The following is a 17,123-nucleotide window of genomic DNA, read 5'->3' on the forward strand; positions in this document are numbered from 1 at the left end:
GCGCCGTGTCTCCTGTGGACCCTAACGGAGGTGTTGACTCCCCGACACCGAAAGGCCACGTTGATGTGGAATTGTTATTCGCCGGGTGACGGGGAGCCCTCTATCAACGTCGGCTCATCCCTTCACGGCACCACTCGTGGTGTTCATGATCCTGCGCTGGAAGATGAAGAACACGATGGCGACAGGCACGGTCATGAGGGCGGCCGCTGCCAGTTTGAGCGGGTACTGGGTGCCCTGCGACAGTTGGCCCGACGCCAGCTGTGCCACGCCCTTGGTCAGTGTTGTGAGGCTGGGTGACTGGGTGGACACGATGAAGTGGTTCAGCTCGTTCCACGAACCCTGGAAGCTGAGGATGACCAGCGTCATGAGGGCCGGCGTAGCCATGGGCAACACGATGGACCAGAACGTGCGGAACGTCCCCGCCCCGTCGATGCGCGCTTGTTCCTCGACGCTGGCGGGAATGGATTCGAAGAAGTTCTTCATGATGAACACGCCCGCTGCGTCCGCGAGGAGGGGGATGATCATGCCCGCGAAGGAGTCGTAGATGCCCAGCTGGTTGATGACCAGGAACTTGGGGATCAGGAGCACCACACCGGGCACGGCCATGACGGCGATGACGAGCGCGTTGACCACTCCGCGGCCACGGAATTGGAGTCGGGCCAGGGCGTACCCGGCCAGCGAGTTGAAGAACACGCGGCCGAGCGTCACCACGACGGTGACGATGAAGCTGTTGCGGAACCACAGGGGGAAATCGGAATTGGCGAACAGTGTCTTGTACGCCGCGGTCGTCCACGTGGTGGGGATGAGCGCCAGGGGGTTTGACGCTGCCTCGGGTTCGGTCTTGAAGCTGGTCGCGACCTGGACCAGGAAGGGGAAGATGTAGATGACGGCCAGCACTATCAACAGCACGTAGACAGCGACCAGGGTGAAGCCCACTGGGCGTTTTCTCATGATCCGACCTCTTTCTTTGCGGCCTTGATCGGTTTCACGTCACGTTCCCTCGACACCGACCGCTGGATGATGGTCATGACCACGATGATGGCGAAGAGGATGAAGGCAATGGCGGAACCCTGTCCCCACTGCTGGTCCTGGAATGCTGCCTGGTAGGACAGGTAGGCGGGCGTGAGGGTGGTCTTGGACGGACCACCCTGTGTGCCGGTGTAGATCTGGTCGAATACCTGCCAGGTGCCGATGAGGCCCAGTGTGATGACGGTGAACAGCGTGGGACGCACCATGGGCAGCGTCACGAACCAGAACTTGGACCAGGCTCCCGCCCCGTCCATGGATGCTGCTTCGGAGACCTCGCCGTCGAGTTGCTGCAGCGCCGCCAGGAAGAGAAGCATGAACGTGCCCGAGGTGGTGAAGATGGCCATGATGATGAACGCTGACATCGCCACCGACGGGCCGGCGAACCACTCCCATCCGCTGATGCCGAGGATGCGGGCGCCGCCGGTGGCCGGCTGGACCCCGAACGACTGCAGGATGATGTGCAGGACTCCGCGGGGGTCCTGGAACCAGTTGGGACCGTTGAGGGAGAAGTAGGACAGGACCTTGTTCACGACCCCGGTGGCGGAGAACAGGAACAGCCACAACACGGTGATGGCCACGGAGCTCGTGACGGACGGGAAGTAGAACGCCGTCCGGAAGAACCCCTTGCCCTTGAGGGCCGCCTGGTTGACCATGACGGCCAACCACAGGGAGAGCGCTGTCTGCAGCGGCACCACCAGCAGCACGTAGTAGACGTTGTTGCGCATGGCCGTGCCGAAGTCCTGCTGCGTCAGCCCCTGACCGACGAGGAGGTCGCTGAAGTTCTTGGCACCGATGAAGTTCACGCCGGCGCTGAACGGACTGCCGCGCCCGCTCCAATCGGACACGCTCACCCAGGCCGCCATGATGACGGGGATGAACAGGAACAGTCCGAGGATGACCAGGACGGGGCTGACGAAGAGCCAGCCCGCCGTGGTGTCGTTGCGGATCCCCGATCGCTTGAACATCAGCCGAGTGCGGCTTCGAGGTTGGTCTGCACCTCGTCGAGCAGCGCCTTCACGTCGGCTGTCTTGATGCCTTCGAGCTTGGCGTTGAGGTCGGAGATCACTGCGGTGATGCCCTTCCCTGCGGGAGGATTCTTGGCGTAGTCAGCCCCGGCCAGGAACGCGGCCTGCTCCGGGTACTTGGCCTTCCACTCCTCGCCGGTGGCCTTGACCGAGGGCATCACGCCGAAGGCCGCGGCGAACGCCATCTGCTGCTCGGGCGCTGTGAGGGCCTTGATGAGTTCAAGGGACGCGCCCTTGTTCTTGGAGTCGGTGGCGAGTCCCCACGCGTTGGTGAACTGCAGCGTCCCCTGGCCCGAGGGGCCGGCGGGAAGCTCCGCGACCAGGTACTCCACGCTCGGGTAGTCGCTCTGCAGGGCGCCGATGATCCAGTTGCCCTCGATGGTCATGGCGCACAGCTCCTTGCCGAACGCCTCGCCGCCCCAACCGGCGCCGAGGTCCGTCGTGAGCTTGACCGTCCCCTTCTTCAGAAGCTCCTGGATGTGGGTGAGGCCATCGACGCAGGCCTGCGAGTTCGCCGTCGCCTTGCCGTCGGTGACCAGTTCGCCGCCGGCCTGCGCCATCCACACGCCGAGTCGCTGGTACTCCGGGGAGGTGCCGAGTCCCACCTGGGTGGCGGTGGTCAGCTTCTCCGCCACGGTCGAGAACTCTTCCCAGGTGGTGGGCACGTCGGCGTCGGTGAGGCCCGCGGCTGCCCACGACTTCTTGTTGATGATGAGCGCCAGCGTGGAGAAGTCCTTGGGTGCTGCGTAGAACACGTCGTCGACGGTGAACGCCGCCACGAGCGCCTCGTAGAAGGAGGCGGCGTCGATCTGGTCCCCGTAGGGTTGCAGCGAATTGTTGGCCGCGTACCCGCCGAAGGCTTCCGTGGTGAGGTAAAAGACGTCAGAAGGGTTGCCCGAGGCGAAACCCTGCGAAAGCTGCTGGTCCAGGTTGTTGGCGGGCAGCACCTGCGACTGCACACCCGAATCCTTGGACCATGCTGCCACGGCGTCCGTGACGGCCTTGGTCTCCGCCGCACCGGAGGAGCCGATGAGCACGGTGATCTTGGACTCCGTGGTCTCGAAGCCCGTGGGGCTGCCTGAACCGTCCGGCGACCCGGTGGCCGCTGGCTCGTTGAAGCCGGACCCGCCGCAGGCGGAGAGTCCGACGGCGGCGACGGCCAGGCCGCCGAAGCCGAGGAAATGTCGACGGGTGATGCTGGTCATGGCGTGTTCCTTCTCTCGTGGTCCGGCTCCTGCCGTTCTCCGCCCGGATTCAACTTTGTGTCCGTGCGACCTTGCAGGAACCGGTGATGTGTCGATACGATTTGAGCGCTCAAATCGTTGCCCCAATCGTCGGACAGCCGCACGTGATTTGTCAAGCATCACGGGCAGGGCATCTCACAGGAACAGGACCACGCCATGACTTCACAGCAGCCGTACGTGCACGACCGGTGCGTCGTCCTGCACGCACCCAACCAGTGGTGGGGTGCGCGCGAGGGGGATTGTGCCGATGGGATCGACGGCATCTACGCGGGGGACATGCGCGTGGTGGGGGGTGTCAAACTCTCCGTGTCAGGGGGCGATCTGGAGTGGATCGGCAATGGCCCCAGCGATGACGATGCCAGTGTCCTGCGCCACGAGTACGTCGTGAGGATCGGGGGCAGCGGCGCGGATCCGCTCGTCGCACTCTCCCGTCTCCGCAGCATCACGGTGGAGGATGCCGGTGAGCAGTACGAGCTACGCAACGCCTCCCCTGAAGAGGTCACGCTCGGTATCGAGGTCCATCTCGAGGGCGAGGCCACTGCGCTGGACGTCGTCAAGGGTGGTGGCGAGGGGACGGCAGTGCCACTTGCCACCGGGGTGCTTGCGGAGGGTGCCGGGGTGCGGACGACCGGGGCGAGCACGCGGATCTCCTGGAGCGCCACGGTGCCAGCCGGTGGGAGCACCACGATGGCGTGGCGGATTCCCCTCGCCCCGGAGGGCACGATGACGGCTCCCTCCGGAGACCCACTGGTCGCGCCCGCCGCCGGCGGGCGTCTCGGGCGCCTGCTCCACCGGAGCATCGCCGACCTGAACGGCCTCATGATGACTGACAGGCTGACACCCGACTCGGCGTTCTTCGCCGCTGGTGCCCCGTGGTTCTTCACGCTCTTCGGACGCGACAGCCTGATCGCGGCTCTGCTGTCGCTGCCCCACAGCACGGCGGTGGCGCTCGGGACACTCAGGACCCTCGCTGCTAGGCAGGGGACGCGCCACGATTTCGTGACCGCCGAACAGCCCGGCAAGATGCTGCACGAGGTCCGCAGCCACGAATTCGAGTTGGAGGAGGGCAGGCGACTGCCGCCCGTGTACTACGGCTCCATCGACTCCACCCCGTTGTGGATCCTGCTCCTGAAGGGGGTGCTCGACGCCGGGGTCGACGCGTCCGAGTTGGCCGATCTGCGCCGTCCACTACAAGCCGCTTGCCGGTGGCTGCTGGAGTCCAGCGATGCCGATGGTGACGGACTGCTCGAGTACATCGACGAGTCGGGCACGGGACTGGCCAACCAGGGCTGGAAGGACTCCGGGGACTCGATTCGTTTTGCGGACGGCAGCCTCGCCGCCGGCCCCATCGCACTGGCAGAGGTGCAGGGCTACGCCCACGAGGCGGCGCTGGTGTGCATCGACATCGCCGCGGTGATCGGCGCCGAGGTGGACGTTCCCGCCCTGGAGGCCTTCGCCCGGCGTGTGCGGGAACGATTCCAGGCCACCTTCTGGTGTGCCGACGAGCTGGGGGACTATCCGGCGCTCGCTCTGGACGGGGACAAGCAGCCAGTGGATGGTGTGGCCTCCAACATGGGCTACCTGATCGGGTCCGGTCTGTTGACACGCGAGCAGGAGAAGTCGGTGGTGGCGCGACTCATGGACCCTTCGCTGTTCTCCGGTTTCGGTATCAGGACACTGTCCACCACCAACACCGCCTACTGGCCGCTCCGCTACCACGGCGGCAGCGTCTGGACCCACGACACGGCCCAGATCATCTGGAGCCTGCTGCGGGCGGGGTTCCTGCGCGAGGCACGGGTGCTGGCCACCGCCCTGCTGGATGCGGCAGAGGACTTCGAGTTCCGGTTGCCGGAGCTGTTCGCCGGCCACGCACGCGATGAGGTCTCGCGTGCCCTCCCGTATCCCGCGTCGTGCCGACCGCAGGCCTGGGCCGCCGCGTCCGGCGTGGTGGTCTGGCGCGCGCTGAGCGGCTCAGGTGACGAAGTCACCTGAGCGAAAAACCACGGTGGGTTCCAGGATCCGGGTCCGTGGAACGGCGTCGGCATCCAGCAGTCGTTGCACGCAGAAGTCGGCCACCTGTTCCACGGGCTGCCTGATGCTTGAGAGACCCGTGAGCGCTGCGACGGGGGAGTCGTCGAAACCCACCACCCTGGAGGTGTCCAGGCCGGACTCACGAAATGCGGCCCGGGCCCCGAGCGCCAGCGTGTCGGATGCGCAGACAAGTGCGTCGACCCCGTCGGCGCGCAGGTCGTGGGCCATTGCACGCGCCAGTGAGACCTCGTCGAGGCACCGACCAAGCCAGCGATCACCGTCGTCGTGGGCACCCGCCGCGACGAGAGCCTGACGCCAGCCGCTGACCCGGTCATCGCCCACGCCGGACCCCTGCGGCCACCCCAGGAACCCCACCCGGCCAGCACCGCGGTGGAGGAGCTGCTCCGTGGCCATACGGCAGCCCGCAGCCCCGTCGACATCCACCCACGGGTGTGACGAGTCCTGCCCCCAGGGCCTGCCGAACGCCACGAGGGGGATGCCGGTGCGGGTCAAACGTCCTGGGCGGATGTCCTGACTCGTGGTGTCGGTGAGGACCACACCGTCGATGTTGCTGGTCGCGCGCAATCGCTCGATCTGCGCCACCTCGTCCGCGTCGTCCTGCGCTGCGAACACCAACAGGTGGTAGCCCATGGCTGCTGCGCGCTCCGTGACGGCGTGGAGCAGGTTGTCCACCACCTGCCCGTGCAGTCCGTTGGGGGCTGGACGGACACGGAAGGCAAACAGCCTGGAGCGCTTCGAGGCCAGCTGGCGCGCCGCGGTGGAGGGGACGTATCCGGTGCGGGCGATCTCATCGAGGACCCTCTGGAGCGTCTCGGGTCGCAGGGCATCGGGGCGGTTGATGGCGTTCGACACCGTCTGGTGGGACAAACCCAGGGCTGAGGCAATGGAGCTCAGGGTGGGGCGACCAGACATCCTGCCTCCTCGTCGGGTGGTGCGCCGTGCACCGCTGTTTGCTGTGAGCACGTTACCCCCGGGGACGGGGGTGGCGGGCACGGAGACCGGGTTCTGACCCCCGGTCAGGTCCGGCCTCGGAGGATCCGAGAGCTCAGCTGCCGTGGCGAAGTGCGCCGCCCAGGAGCGTCTGCGACACCGTGATGCCGGAGATGCGGCGGGGATCCACTGATGTGGGATCGTCCTCCAGCAGCACCAGGTCTGCGTATTTGCCCAGCTCGATGGATCCGGTGATGTTGTCGGCGCGGCACTGCCAGGCCGCGTCGATGGTCACGGCCCGGAGCGCCGCCTCGACGGGGATCCGCTCGTCACCGTTGAGGACGTCGCCCGACTCCTCCATGATGCGGGTGACGGCGTCCTCCACGTAGCGCAGCGGCTCGATGGGGGTGACATTCCAGTCACTGTGCAGGGAAATCCGCAGCCCAGCGGCCAGGGCCGATGCGCAGGGGTCGTAGCGGTTGGCGCGGTCGGGACCCAACAGTCGGTCGCGGAACGCGGTGCCCCACCAGCGGATGTGGCCGATGAGGAACGACGGGGAGAGACCGAGTGCCACCATGCGGGCGATCTGGTCGTCGTGCAGGACACTGCAGTGCTCGATCCGGTGGCGGTGGTCACGGACTGGGGTGTGGGCCAGGGCGGACTCGTAGGCGTCGAGTGTGACGTCGATCGCTGCGTCGCCATTGGCGTGGACGCCGATCTGCCAACCGTCGCGGTGCGCGCGGTCCACCACCTCTGCCAGCTCCTGCGGCGAATAGTTCAGCGAGCCATGATCGGCTGTGTTCAGGTACGGCTCCCTCTGGTACCCGGTTCCCGCCTGGTTGGAGCCGTCCGACCAGGCCTTGATGCCGTCGATGCGCAGCATGTCGTTGCCTGCGCCGGGCCGCAGCCCGTTGTTCATCCATGTGTCGTACAACGTGGACACCAGCATCCCGCGGTACCGGACGGGGGAGGAGTCGTCGACGACGCTGCGGAGGATGTCGAGATCGTCGGCGCCACTGACGGCCCCGACCCCACAGTCGTGGAGGAGGGTGATGCCCCGGGCGGCGGCCTGCTGGAAGAGGTCGCGGTGACGGGCCAGCATGTCCTCTCGGGTCAGTGGCGGAATCCCGCGCGTGAAGGCGGCGACCGCGCCCGATTCCTCGAGCCTCCCGTTGAGGTCCCCGTGGGGCGTACGACCGTAGCGGGCCTGGGGTGGGTCGGGGCTGTCCCGGTCCACGCCGGCCTCCCGCATGGCGGCCGAGTTGGCGTAGGCCACATGGCCGTTGCTCTCGAACACCAGCATGGGGTGCACTGGTGACAGGCGGTCCAGTGCGTCGCGGTCGAGCCGTGGGCCGCCTTGCGTGATGCTGGGGTCGAACAGCTTGGCGATCACCCACCCGGTGGACGTGGGGGGTGCGTTCCTCAGGGTGGTCATGACGTCGTCGGCCGTGGGGTTTGCCATGGGGCTGACGTCCACCCAGTCCGCCATCTGCACCATGGCGGCGTGCATGTGTGGGTCGATGAGGCCAGGCAGCAACGTCCGACCCTCGAGGTTGAGCTTCTCCGTGGCGCGCCCGACCTGCGCCGTCACGTCCGTCAGGGATCCGATGGCCACGATCCGTCCATCGGCCACGGCCACGGCTTCGGGCCGGGCCCCCTCGGCCATCGTCAGGATGGGGCCGCCGCTGATGATCAGGCCGGGGTGGGATCCGCGTCTCTGCGTCATTCCCAGAGACTAGTGGCGCCCGCGTCGACGTGGGTGCCCGCCGCATCGCAGAAAATCGCCTCCGCGTACCTCACAGGGGTGGCATGCCTGAGATCCTCCAGCGACGGGACAATTGCGCGTTGCCCTTCGGTGCCGTCGGGATGTGATTGACTGGGGAAAGCGCTCTCATCGCCGAGAGTCCTGCTTGACAGCCACCCATCTGTACCCCTGAAAGGGGTCTCGCACATGAGACAGAATCCCAAGCGCTTTCTGGCCGTCGGATTGGCGGGCAGCTTGTCCGTGGGTCTCATGGCGTTGCTGCCAGCAACTCCGGCGCTCGCCGCCGAAACAGATCTGGCGCAACTCGGGGTCGTGAGCGCATCTGCCACGCAATCGGATCAGGACGGGACATTTCCGGCGTCCAACGTCAATGACGGCAATCCTGAGACGCGTTGGGCCAGCGGCAACGGCCCTGACGACGGTGCGGCCGTCTTCACAGCTGACCTGACGGTTGATCTCGGCTCGGTCGCCACCATCACCTCGGTGGCAATGGCGTGGGAGGCTTCCTACGCCGAGGCCTACGACATCCAGGTGGCCAGCGCGTCACCTGATCAGCCCGCCAGTTGGGAGACGGTACACACCACCACCGCCGGCGACGGGGGCGCCGACGCCGTCACGCTTGAGAGCGTTGACGCTCGCTACGTCCGCCTCGACATGAAGAAGCGGGCGGCGGCCCTGTGGGACGCGCCCACTCTTCACTACTACGGGTATTCCCTCTACACCCTCGCCGTCAACGGCGACTTCGCGACACCGATGGTCAGCCTCGGTCCCGATGAGGTCGTCGCCGCCGGCGATGCGGTCTCCATTCCAGTGCGCCTTTCGGGAGCCTCCGACACGGAGCAGAGCGTCCGGGTGAACACCGAGGGTGGCACTGCCGTGGCCGGCAGCGACTACACCGCCTATGACCAGACCCTGATCTTCGCAGCCGGGGAGGTGGAGAAGGTGGTGGACATTGACACCGTCAGCCAGGGATTCCTGGCCCCGCAGCGCGATTTCACGGTGCGCGTCAGCGACCCCACCGCCGGCGTCCAACTTGGGATCCGCACCACCGCCAGCATCACCATCAGACCCACGGGCGACGGTTCCGGAACGGGACCCTCCGAGGTGCTGCATGACTTCCAGTCCGGCGTCCCAACCGACTTCACCGTGTGGGGCAGCAACCCGAGCGTCACACCCGTGCTGGGCAGTACCGCCGACGACACAGTCCCCGGCTCGGCAGCGGACAACCAGGTGCTCGTCGCCACGGTGGGGGGCTCTCCGAGCGGTGGGGACTGGTTCGGTTTCACCCATGACACGCCGGCAACTGACTGGTCGGGCTACGACGGCTTCCAGTTCTGGTTCGAGGGCTCTGGCAGCGGCAAGATGCTCAGCTTCGAGGTGAAGAGCGATGGTCAACTCTTCGATCACAGCATCGTCGACGATGCAGCGGGGTGGCGCCGGGTATCGGTGCTGTTCAGCGACTTGCGCGTGAAGGGGAATCCCGGTTCCGACGAACGATTCAACTCGCGCGCCTCCACGGGCTTCGCGGTGACCCTCACCGGTCTGGGCGCAGGGTCCTTCCGGATGGACGACTTCGCGCTGTTCCAGCGGCTCGTGGTGCTGGATGACTTCGAGAACGACATCACCGTGGGCTCCGGCGCCGATCCGATCGGCTACTTCACGTGGTCCAACGCCGAGAATGCAGTGACGTTGGGCCGCGAGGTGCAGGAACGCGACGGCAACGCCGACAACCACGTGTTGGCGGGAACCCACCTCATCCCTTCCGGCTCCTACGGCGGCATGAGCTACAACTTGGCCAACCCCCAGGACTGGAGCAGCTTCCACGGCATCCGGTTCCTGTGGTACGCCTCACAGACGAACAACCCCGCGTCCCCCACGGCGGGCGCGGACATCAAGGTGGAGATCAAGGACGGCGGTACTGATGCCGAGCACTCCGAGCTGTGGCAGGCCACCTTCAAGGACCGTTGGGGAAGCTCCACCAGCCGGTGGAAGCTCGTCGAACTACCTTTCTCGTCGTTCACCCCGGGCGGCTACCAGCCCGGATCCAGCGAGACACAGAACGGCACTCTGGACCTCGACAACGCCTGGGGTTATGCCATCACGTTTGATCCGGGCACCGCTGAGGCGATGCGTTGGGCCATTGACGATGCCGGCCTCTACGGCACTCCAACGGTGGCCAGTTCCGTCACCGTGGCAGCCCCCGGCGTCACACTGGTGGACGGCGGAAGCACGGCGTCCGTGCCGCTCACGCTGACAACCACTGATGGTGAGCCCACCGGCGAGCCCGTCGACGTCACATGGAACACAAGCCCCGGAACCGCACTCGAGGGCACGGACTACACAGCAGCGTCGGGCTCGATGACGTTCCCCGCCGGAACACCCTCGGGTACGGCCCAACCCGTTGAGGTGCAGACGCTCGCGCGAACGGGCGCCAGCGAGGCCCTCACCATCCCCCTCGAGATCACGGCCGACGGGGCGGTCACTGCAGATGGCGTGCCGCGTGTCGTCATCAACGCGCACGACCTTGCCTACCTCGACTCCTCCCTGCCCACCAAGGACCGGGTGGCGGACCTGCTGGGGCGCATGAGCCTGCAGGAGAAGGCGGGCCAGATGGCACAGGCCGAGCGCCTCGGGCTGAGTTCGGTGGAACAGATCTCTGACCTTGCGCTGGGCTCTCTCCTGTCCGGCGGCGGGTCCGTCCCGAATCCCAACACCCCCGAGGCCTGGGCGGCCATGATCGACGGGTACCAGCGCCAGGCGTTGTCGACGCGTTGGCAGATTCCGATGGTCTATGGTGCGGACGCCGTCCACGGGCACAGCAACGTCCTTGGCGCCACGATCTTCCCGCACAACATTGGCCTGGGGGCCACTCGCGACCTCCAGCTCATCCGGAACATCGGGCGGGCCACAGCCTCCGAGACACGCACCACAGGCGTGACGTGGACATTCGCGCCCGCCCTCACTGTGGGTCGGGACGAACGCTGGGGTCGAACCTACGAGTCGTTCAGCGAGGACCCGAAGCTTGTCGCGGCCTTCGCGGTACCTGCCACCGAGGGGCTGCAGGGTGATGACCCCACGGACATCACTGCGGCTGACGAGGTGCTGGGCTCGGCCAAGCATTGGGCCGGGGACGGGGGCACTACCTACGACGCCTCACAGCTGGGCAAGGGATACCCGATCGATCAGGGTGTCACCCATGTGTCGTCGATGGCGGAGTTCATGCGCCTCCACGCTGATCCGTACATCCCCGCCGTGGATGCAGGGATTGGCACCATCATGCCGTCGTATTCCGGCGTCTCCGTCAACAACGGACCGGTGCTGCGGATGAGCGAACACGCGGAGCTGAACAACGGTGTCCTCAAGGGCGACATGGGCTTCACCGGTTTCCTCATCAGCGACTGGGAGGCGATCGACAAGCTGCCGGGCGGCACCTACCAGGAGAAGGTGGTGCGATCGGTCAATGCCGGGATGGACATGGTGATGGCCCCCTACAACTTCGCCACATTCATCGATGCCGTGGTGGCGGGAGTCGAGTCCGATGCCATTGCGCAGGCACGTGTTGATGACGCCGTGACGCGGATACTGACCGAAAAGATGCACCTCGGCCTGTTCGAGCAGCCGTTCACCGTCGACAGCCAACGCGACATGTTCGGCGGTTCCGAGCACCGCATGATTGCGCGGGAGGCGGCCGCACAGTCGCAGGTTCTGCTGCGCAACGACGGCGCACTGCCGTTGGCACACACGGGTCGGTTGTACGTGGCCGGCTCCAACGCCGACGACCTCGGCAACCAGATGGGTGGCTGGTCCATCTCCTGGCAGGGCGGCTCTGGTGACACCACCACGGGCACCTCCATCCTCGAAGGTCTTCGCGAGGTGGCTCCGGATCTGGAGATCACCCACTCGCGGACGGCCAGCGAACCCACGCAGGACTACGACGCGGGTCTTGTCATCGTGGGGGAGACCCCCTACGCGGAGGGACAGGGCGACGTCGGCAACAACGGCAAGTCGTTGTCGTTGTCCGCCACGGACCAGAAGGCCATCGAGACGGTCTGCGGGGCAATGGAATGCACCGTGGTGGTCGTCTCCGGTCGGCCGCAGGTCCTCACTGGGGCCGCTGCGGGGGCCAACGCAGTCGTGGCCTCCTTCCTCCCCGGTAGCGAGGGTGCAGGCGTGGCGGATGTGTTGATGGGTGAGCGTCCTTTCACTGGTCAGCTGTCGTTGACCTGGCCCAAGGCTGCCGATCAGGTGCCGATCAACGTCGGCGACGACGTGTACGAGCCTGCCTATGCCTACGGGTGGGGTCTGCGCACCGATCAGCCGAAGGAACGGTTGTCCGAACTCGTCGCCGGGCTGCAGGGCGATGCGCGGATGAAGGCTCAGAGCCTGGTGGATGCTGGTGTGTGGGCTGCCGACGGCAGTATCTCGGACCCCGCTGCTGCCTGGCCACTGCTGAAGTCCCTCGCCGACACACTGTCGGGCACGGGCGAGGACACCCTGATGCAGGCAGCAGCAGTGGTCTCGTTGGCCCGTGATGTGGCGCAGGACGCAGTGGTGGCTGCAACCGCAGACGCCGATGCCCAGCGTTCCATCGCCGACGCTGAGCACCTGGTCTGGTCCGGAGATCCTGCGGGCGCCGTTGAACTCCTCGGACAGGCAGCCAATGTCGACGAGACCCTGCCGCCGGCCTCTCCGTCGCCTTCTCCCTCGGCCTCGGTGTCCCCGTCCCCGTCTCCGTCGGCGTCGCCCTCCCCGTCACCGTCGGTGTCGTCGGGGCCGGTGTTGCGGGCGCCGTACGAGGTGCCCGGATTCCATCAGATCAACGGTCGTTGGTGGTTCACCCAGTGTGAGCCGTACTCACAGACGACGCGTTGTCGGACGGAGATCTGGTCCTCGACGGTTCGGTATGTGGCTGGGGCCTATGTGGTCGACACGGGATGGCACTTCAACAACCTGACCTACCTGCCCTACATGACTCGTCAGAAGTGGGGGAGCAATCCCCTGGCAAATACGGGGGAGTGGACCAGCGGCGGTCGTCGCTGGCGTACCGAGTGCGATACGGCTGCGACGGGTCGTGGGGGGTGTCGTTCCTACATCTGGATGAGTGTGGTGGTCCCTGATGGTGGGGGTGGCCACCGTATGAAGGATCAGTTCGTCGTGAACAACATCGTGCGGTTCAGGAAGGGTTGATTCTGCGGAGAATCCGGCAGGACGGGAGGTGCAGCGCTTGCTGCCCCACCCGTCCTGTTGTGGGCTCTCGCTCGGTTCCTGCCTCCACGCAGTCAGACCGTGAATCCCGGCGACGCATCGGTGGCCCCCTCGTCCTGTTAACGTGACGCGATCCGAAAGTCGATGAAGACCAGGGAGCACCATGTCTGCAGCGCAGCACACAACTGACCAATCCCGACGCACAGTGCCACGGCGGCGATCGCGCGTCGGAGGCCGTCCTCGAATCGTGGTGGCCTGCGGCGCCGCAGCATCCCTGATCATCTCGCTGGGGCTCTCGGTCTCCGCCGCTCAGGCCGATACCGCCCCGGCGGACCCGCTTGACGCCAACTCCGAGGCAGCGTTCCCGCCGCGGGCCAACGGCGTGTGGATGTACGACAGGGATCGGGCCGGCGCCTTCGACCCGGGCCGCTGGATCAACCTCATCAACAAGTACAACGCCGCCGCCACACCCGGCAACGAACTCGGCCAGGTCTTCAGCTACGGCAGCGACATGGAGACCTACTGCGAGGACGACGACGCCGACAAGTGCACTCTCGACGACCTGAACATGTATTACACGCCCGACAGCGTCGGGTATGAGTCCACCGGCGCTTACGTCGACGGCCTCGATCCGATCGACAACGACCCATCGGGCGCTGCGGCCAGGCCCGTCGTGATGACGCCGGTCATCGATGGGCGCATCGGGCCGGAAGGGTACCTGCGGAACTTCAACGATCTCAGCGAGAGTCTCGCCCGCGACTACGCGGACAAGGCGTCCAAGGAACTCTGCGCGGATGGGCGCATCGACGGTATCCAGTTCGACCTGGAGCCCTTCGACGTCACCACACCCAACGGCCAGTACTACTTCTACCTGCAGATCGCCAAGAACTTCGCCGGTGATCACGACGGTGACCCGGGCAACGACCCGTACGGTTGCGTCGACGCTGCCCACCCCCAGGGCAGGTTCTTCTCATTCTTCACGTTCGCAGCCGCTATTGAGCCCGGAACGGTGAGCGCCAGCAACGTCCACGACGTGGTCACGTCCTACGGCAACGGCCTCATCATCGCCTCCCTGTATGACCTCAACAACCTCCCCGCAGGGACGCTCAATGACCTCCCCACCTACACCGGCAGTGTTCAGCAGGAAGTCGCCAACATGAAGGCGTGGGCGCAGGAACTGGAAATTCCCTACGCATTCGGGATTCCCGCCTCCGCGTCCGCGCACGAGTACACAACATGTGACGGTCCCGATTGCAGGCCCGGCAAGAACGGCGCGACCGGATATCCGATGCTCGACTACACCAAGGCCGCCGTGACCGCACTGCATGACAGTGCCGTCGACTCCGATCCGTTGTTCCGGGGCACGTCGATCTGGGACTTCGGGGAAGGCATCAACGTGGACGGCAACGCCTTCCAACCGGCGCCGGCCCCCGCGGAGGTTCTGCTGTACCTCACCCACAACCTGACCAGGCCTGACGCAGAGCAGCCCGGTTCGCCGGAGCCCACCCCGGCTCCGACGGTCACCGTCACGGCACAGCCCTCGCCTGCACCGGCCCCGACCGTCACGGCCACGCCGGCGCCGCCCACGGGTGACCTCTACGAGACGCCCGGTTTCCACTACGTCAACGGTCGCAAATGGATGACAACTTGTGAGCCCTACTCGGTGACGATCCGTTGTTGGACCTACATCTGGGGCACCCAGGTGCAGTACACGGGCGGCCAGTTCGTGAAGGTCAACGGCTGGCTGTTCAACAACCTGACCTATGTGGCAGCGCCGCGCAGCGTCTGGAAGGACAATAAACTGGCCTACGACAACAGCTGGACCGCCGCGGACGGTCGCAGGTGGCGCACACAGTGTGAGACCGCTCTGACCGGCCGCAACGGCTGCCGCAGCTGGGCGGAGGCCACGGTGATCGAGCCCACCGGCTCCGGCTACGCTCTGGTCAAAAAGTTCGTGTTCAACAACATCGTGCGCTTCAGCAACTGACGCTGGGGTTGATGCGCGAAGCGGGGGTCGGCCACCAGGCCGGCCCCCGCTCCGCGTCGAGACGCAGCGCGAACGACAGGGGAATGAGTGCCCGCTGACACCGTGTGACACTCGTGCGAACACGGCGTTGTCCCAGAGCATGGCTCGCGGATCCCGTGGTGCATGTGGGTATCGACCCGCATCGGATGGGGACGCGACCTGCTCGTGGAACGTCAATATCTTCTGACTGTGGGTCTGTCCATGGTGGGCGCAGAGGGACTCGAACCCCCGACCCCCTCCTTGTAAGGGAGGTGCTCTAACCAACTGAGCCATGCGCCCGGAACCGCTGTCGCGGTGCAGAGCCATTGTGACAGCCCTGCACCGCGCATGGCGAACCCTTGGATCAGCCCTTGAAGCAGTACTTGATGGGCTCTGCCAGGTCGAGTGGTGCGCCGGACTGGCGGTAGAGCTCGGCGCAGACGCTCGTGAGGTTCTCGTTGCTCTTGAACTCCAGCCCCCAACCGGTGGGGCGCTGGAAGAAGAACGCGGTCTCTCTGTAGAGCTTGCCGGACGGGTTCGACACCACGTAGTCAGCCGCCAGCCACTTGGAGTTCGACTTCGACACCGTGCAGGCAGATGTCACGATCGACGGCTGGCCGGTCAGGGTGCGGATCTGCGACTGCGGCACGGGGCACTTGATGGGCGTGACGTGGACGATGTTGTTGAACACCCACTTGTTGACCATCTCGTAGCGCCCGTTGCGGTATTCGGGGACGGTGGCCCAGATCTGCGAACGGCAGCCGTTGGAACCCGTCCACGCAGTGTCGCACTCGGTCTTCCACCTACGGCCGTTGAGGGTGTGTTCGCCGGGGGTGACGAGCGCATTGAAAGGTGCCCAGGCGGCTCTCGGGCTGGTCTTGTAGGTGAGGTTGTTGAACGTCCACTGCGTCTTCGCAGTGAACGTGCCGTTCTTGTACGTCACCGTCTTGTGCCAGATCTGGGTGGTGCACCGGTCGACGACGCTGGAGTACTTCTCGCAGCTTGTCAGCCAGTCGCGGCCGTTCTGGTGGTGCTTGCCCGGTGTCGTGTACACATCCAGGGCTGAAGATGTCTGCACGCCTGCCGCGAGCAGGCTGAGGCTGGCGGCAAGGACGGCCAGGAGTCGGATGAAATGACGTGTGTGGGGGCGCACGTTGTATGTCTCCATGTATAGGGGATGTGGGTCCAGACTGCCGCGGGACGTCGATCTGGCCACGGGCAACGCCGTCACTGTAGGACGGCGGAGACCCGTCTGCCGCACCGACCCGCCGTAGCGGCCAACCTCGTCGGGTCGGTGGCGCGCCGGATCAGGCGGTGAGGGCTCCCCGGACCAGTTCGGCCACCACCTTGCCCTCGGCCCTGCCGGCGGCCTTGGCGTTGACAGCCTTGACCAATCCACCCATGTGCTTCATCGACGGCGTCTCACCGGTGGCGATCAGAGCATCCACCTCGCCTCGCACCAGTTCCGTCACCTCGTCCCGCGTGAGGGGGACAGGCAGGTAGCGGGCCATGAACTCGGCCTCGGCGGCCTCCTTGTCCGCAAGGTCTGCCCGTCCGGCGTCGGCGTACGTGGCGGAGGAGTCCCGGCGCTTGCGCTGCTCGCGGGCAACGACGTCGACCTCCTCGGCGTCGCTCAGCTGGCGGGGGGTGTCCCCGGCCACCTCTTCGGTGGTGATGGCGGCCATCAGCATCCGGACGTTGCTCTTGGCGAATTCGTCCCGAGCGCGCAGCGCCTGGGCAAGGTCGGTCTTCAGTTGCTGCTTGGTGGATCCCATGGCGTACTCCTGGTGTCGGTGTCACCGCCCATTCTTCCACTGGAGGACGTGACTCCCGCACGGGAATGGCCGCTGCAGTGCATCGGGGTAGGA

10 protein-coding genes and 1 tRNA gene are annotated in these 17,123 nt (G+C 66.0%); 3 read left to right on the forward strand and 8 right to left on the reverse strand.

The features are described 5' to 3' along the window. Positions 1-114 precede the first annotated feature (114 nt). Genes EAX62_RS09970 through EAX62_RS09980 form a run of 3 tightly spaced genes read right to left on the reverse strand, consistent with a single transcriptional unit; the run spans position 115 to position 3,259 of the window. Entirely contained in the window at positions 115-951 is an 837-nt protein-coding gene (locus tag EAX62_RS09970; protein ID WP_121901510.1) for a carbohydrate ABC transporter permease, read from the reverse strand. After that, the gene (locus EAX62_RS09975) at positions 948-1,994 is read right to left on the reverse strand and encodes a carbohydrate ABC transporter permease (protein WP_121901511.1); all 1,047 of its coding nucleotides are present in this window, start codon (positions 1,992-1,994) and stop codon (positions 948-950) included. Before EAX62_RS09975 ends, EAX62_RS09970 begins: the two co-directional genes overlap by 4 nt. Next, entirely contained in the window at positions 1,994-3,259 is a 1,266-nt protein-coding gene (locus EAX62_RS09980) for an extracellular solute-binding protein (protein ID WP_121901512.1), read from the reverse strand. Before EAX62_RS09980 ends, EAX62_RS09975 begins: the two co-directional genes overlap by 1 nt. Before the next feature lie 195 nt (positions 3,260-3,454). Here EAX62_RS09980 and EAX62_RS09985 point away from each other — a divergent pair, with 195 nt between their 5' ends. Next, positions 3,455-5,290 (forward strand): MGH1-like glycoside hydrolase domain-containing protein, encoded by a 1,836-nt coding sequence (locus EAX62_RS09985; protein ID WP_121901513.1) that lies wholly within the window; start codon positions 3,455-3,457, stop codon positions 5,288-5,290. On the opposite strand, the gene EAX62_RS09990 is transcribed toward EAX62_RS09985, so the two are convergent. Next, positions 5,270-6,262 (reverse strand): LacI family DNA-binding transcriptional regulator, encoded by a 993-nt coding sequence (locus EAX62_RS09990; RefSeq protein ID WP_121901514.1) that lies wholly within the window; start codon positions 6,260-6,262, stop codon positions 5,270-5,272. The genes EAX62_RS09985 and EAX62_RS09990 overlap by 21 nt on opposite strands. Before the next feature lie 133 nt (positions 6,263-6,395). Further along, positions 6,396-8,006 (reverse strand): amidohydrolase, encoded by a 1,611-nt coding sequence (locus tag EAX62_RS09995; RefSeq protein WP_121901515.1) that lies wholly within the window; start codon positions 8,004-8,006, stop codon positions 6,396-6,398. A gap of 225 nt (positions 8,007-8,231) precedes the next feature. On the opposite strand from EAX62_RS09995, the gene EAX62_RS10000 reads away from it, so the two are divergent. Together EAX62_RS10000 and EAX62_RS10005 are read left to right on the forward strand one after the other, a co-directional pair. Then, on the forward strand, positions 8,232-13,232 hold the full coding sequence (locus tag EAX62_RS10000; protein ID WP_121901516.1) for a glycoside hydrolase family 3 N-terminal domain-containing protein: 5,001 nt from the start codon (positions 8,232-8,234) through the stop codon (positions 13,230-13,232). Positions 13,233-13,413: 181 nt separating this feature from the next. Next, on the forward strand, positions 13,414-15,237 hold the full coding sequence (locus tag EAX62_RS10005; RefSeq protein WP_147454079.1) for a hypothetical protein: 1,824 nt from the start codon (positions 13,414-13,416) through the stop codon (positions 15,235-15,237). Between the two features lie 241 nt (positions 15,238-15,478). On the opposite strand, the gene EAX62_RS10010 is transcribed toward EAX62_RS10005, so the two are convergent. The 3 genes from EAX62_RS10010 to EAX62_RS10020 all read right to left on the reverse strand — a co-directional run bounded on the left by EAX62_RS10010 (position 15,479) and on the right by EAX62_RS10020 (position 17,030). Further along, positions 15,479-15,555 (reverse strand) — tRNA-Val (locus EAX62_RS10010). Positions 15,556-15,619: 64 nt separating this feature from the next. Next, on the reverse strand, positions 15,620-16,423 hold the full coding sequence (locus EAX62_RS10015) for a hypothetical protein (RefSeq protein WP_121901518.1): 804 nt from the start codon (positions 16,421-16,423) through the stop codon (positions 15,620-15,622). A 139-nt stretch (positions 16,424-16,562) separates the two neighbouring features. Next, positions 16,563-17,030, reverse strand: coding sequence for a GatB/YqeY domain-containing protein (locus tag EAX62_RS10020; protein ID WP_121901519.1), 468 nt, complete (start codon positions 17,028-17,030; stop codon positions 16,563-16,565). Between the last annotated feature and the right edge of the window lie 93 nt (positions 17,031-17,123).

It is taken from the genome of Tessaracoccus antarcticus (assembly GCF_003688855.1).
In the GTDB taxonomy this organism is placed as follows: Bacteria; Actinomycetota; Actinomycetes; order Propionibacteriales; family Propionibacteriaceae; genus Arachnia; species Arachnia antarctica.

Bases quoted from the DNA above. Each gene is read 5' to 3' on its own strand.
- EAX62_RS09970 (WP_121901510.1), bottom strand. From the start codon at position 951: ATGAGAAAACGCCCAGTGGGCTTCACCCTGGTCGCTGTCTACGTGCTG.
- EAX62_RS09975 (WP_121901511.1), bottom strand. From the start codon at position 1,994: ATGTTCAAGCGATCGGGGATCCGCAACGACACCACGGCGGGCTGGCTC.
- EAX62_RS09980 (WP_121901512.1), bottom strand. From the start codon at position 3,259: ATGACCAGCATCACCCGTCGACATTTCCTCGGCTTCGGCGGCCTGGCC.
- EAX62_RS09985 (WP_121901513.1), top strand. From the start codon at position 3,455: ATGACTTCACAGCAGCCGTACGTGCACGACCGGTGCGTCGTCCTGCAC.
- EAX62_RS09990 (WP_121901514.1), bottom strand. From the start codon at position 6,262: ATGTCTGGTCGCCCCACCCTGAGCTCCATTGCCTCAGCCCTGGGTTTG.
- EAX62_RS09995 (WP_121901515.1), bottom strand. From the start codon at position 8,006: ATGACGCAGAGACGCGGATCCCACCCCGGCCTGATCATCAGCGGCGGC.
- EAX62_RS10000 (WP_121901516.1), top strand. From the start codon at position 8,232: ATGAGACAGAATCCCAAGCGCTTTCTGGCCGTCGGATTGGCGGGCAGC.
- EAX62_RS10005 (WP_147454079.1), top strand. From the start codon at position 13,414: ATGTCTGCAGCGCAGCACACAACTGACCAATCCCGACGCACAGTGCCA.
- EAX62_RS10015 (WP_121901518.1), bottom strand. From the start codon at position 16,423: ATGGAGACATACAACGTGCGCCCCCACACACGTCATTTCATCCGACTC.
- EAX62_RS10020 (WP_121901519.1), bottom strand. From the start codon at position 17,030: ATGGGATCCACCAAGCAGCAACTGAAGACCGACCTTGCCCAGGCGCTG.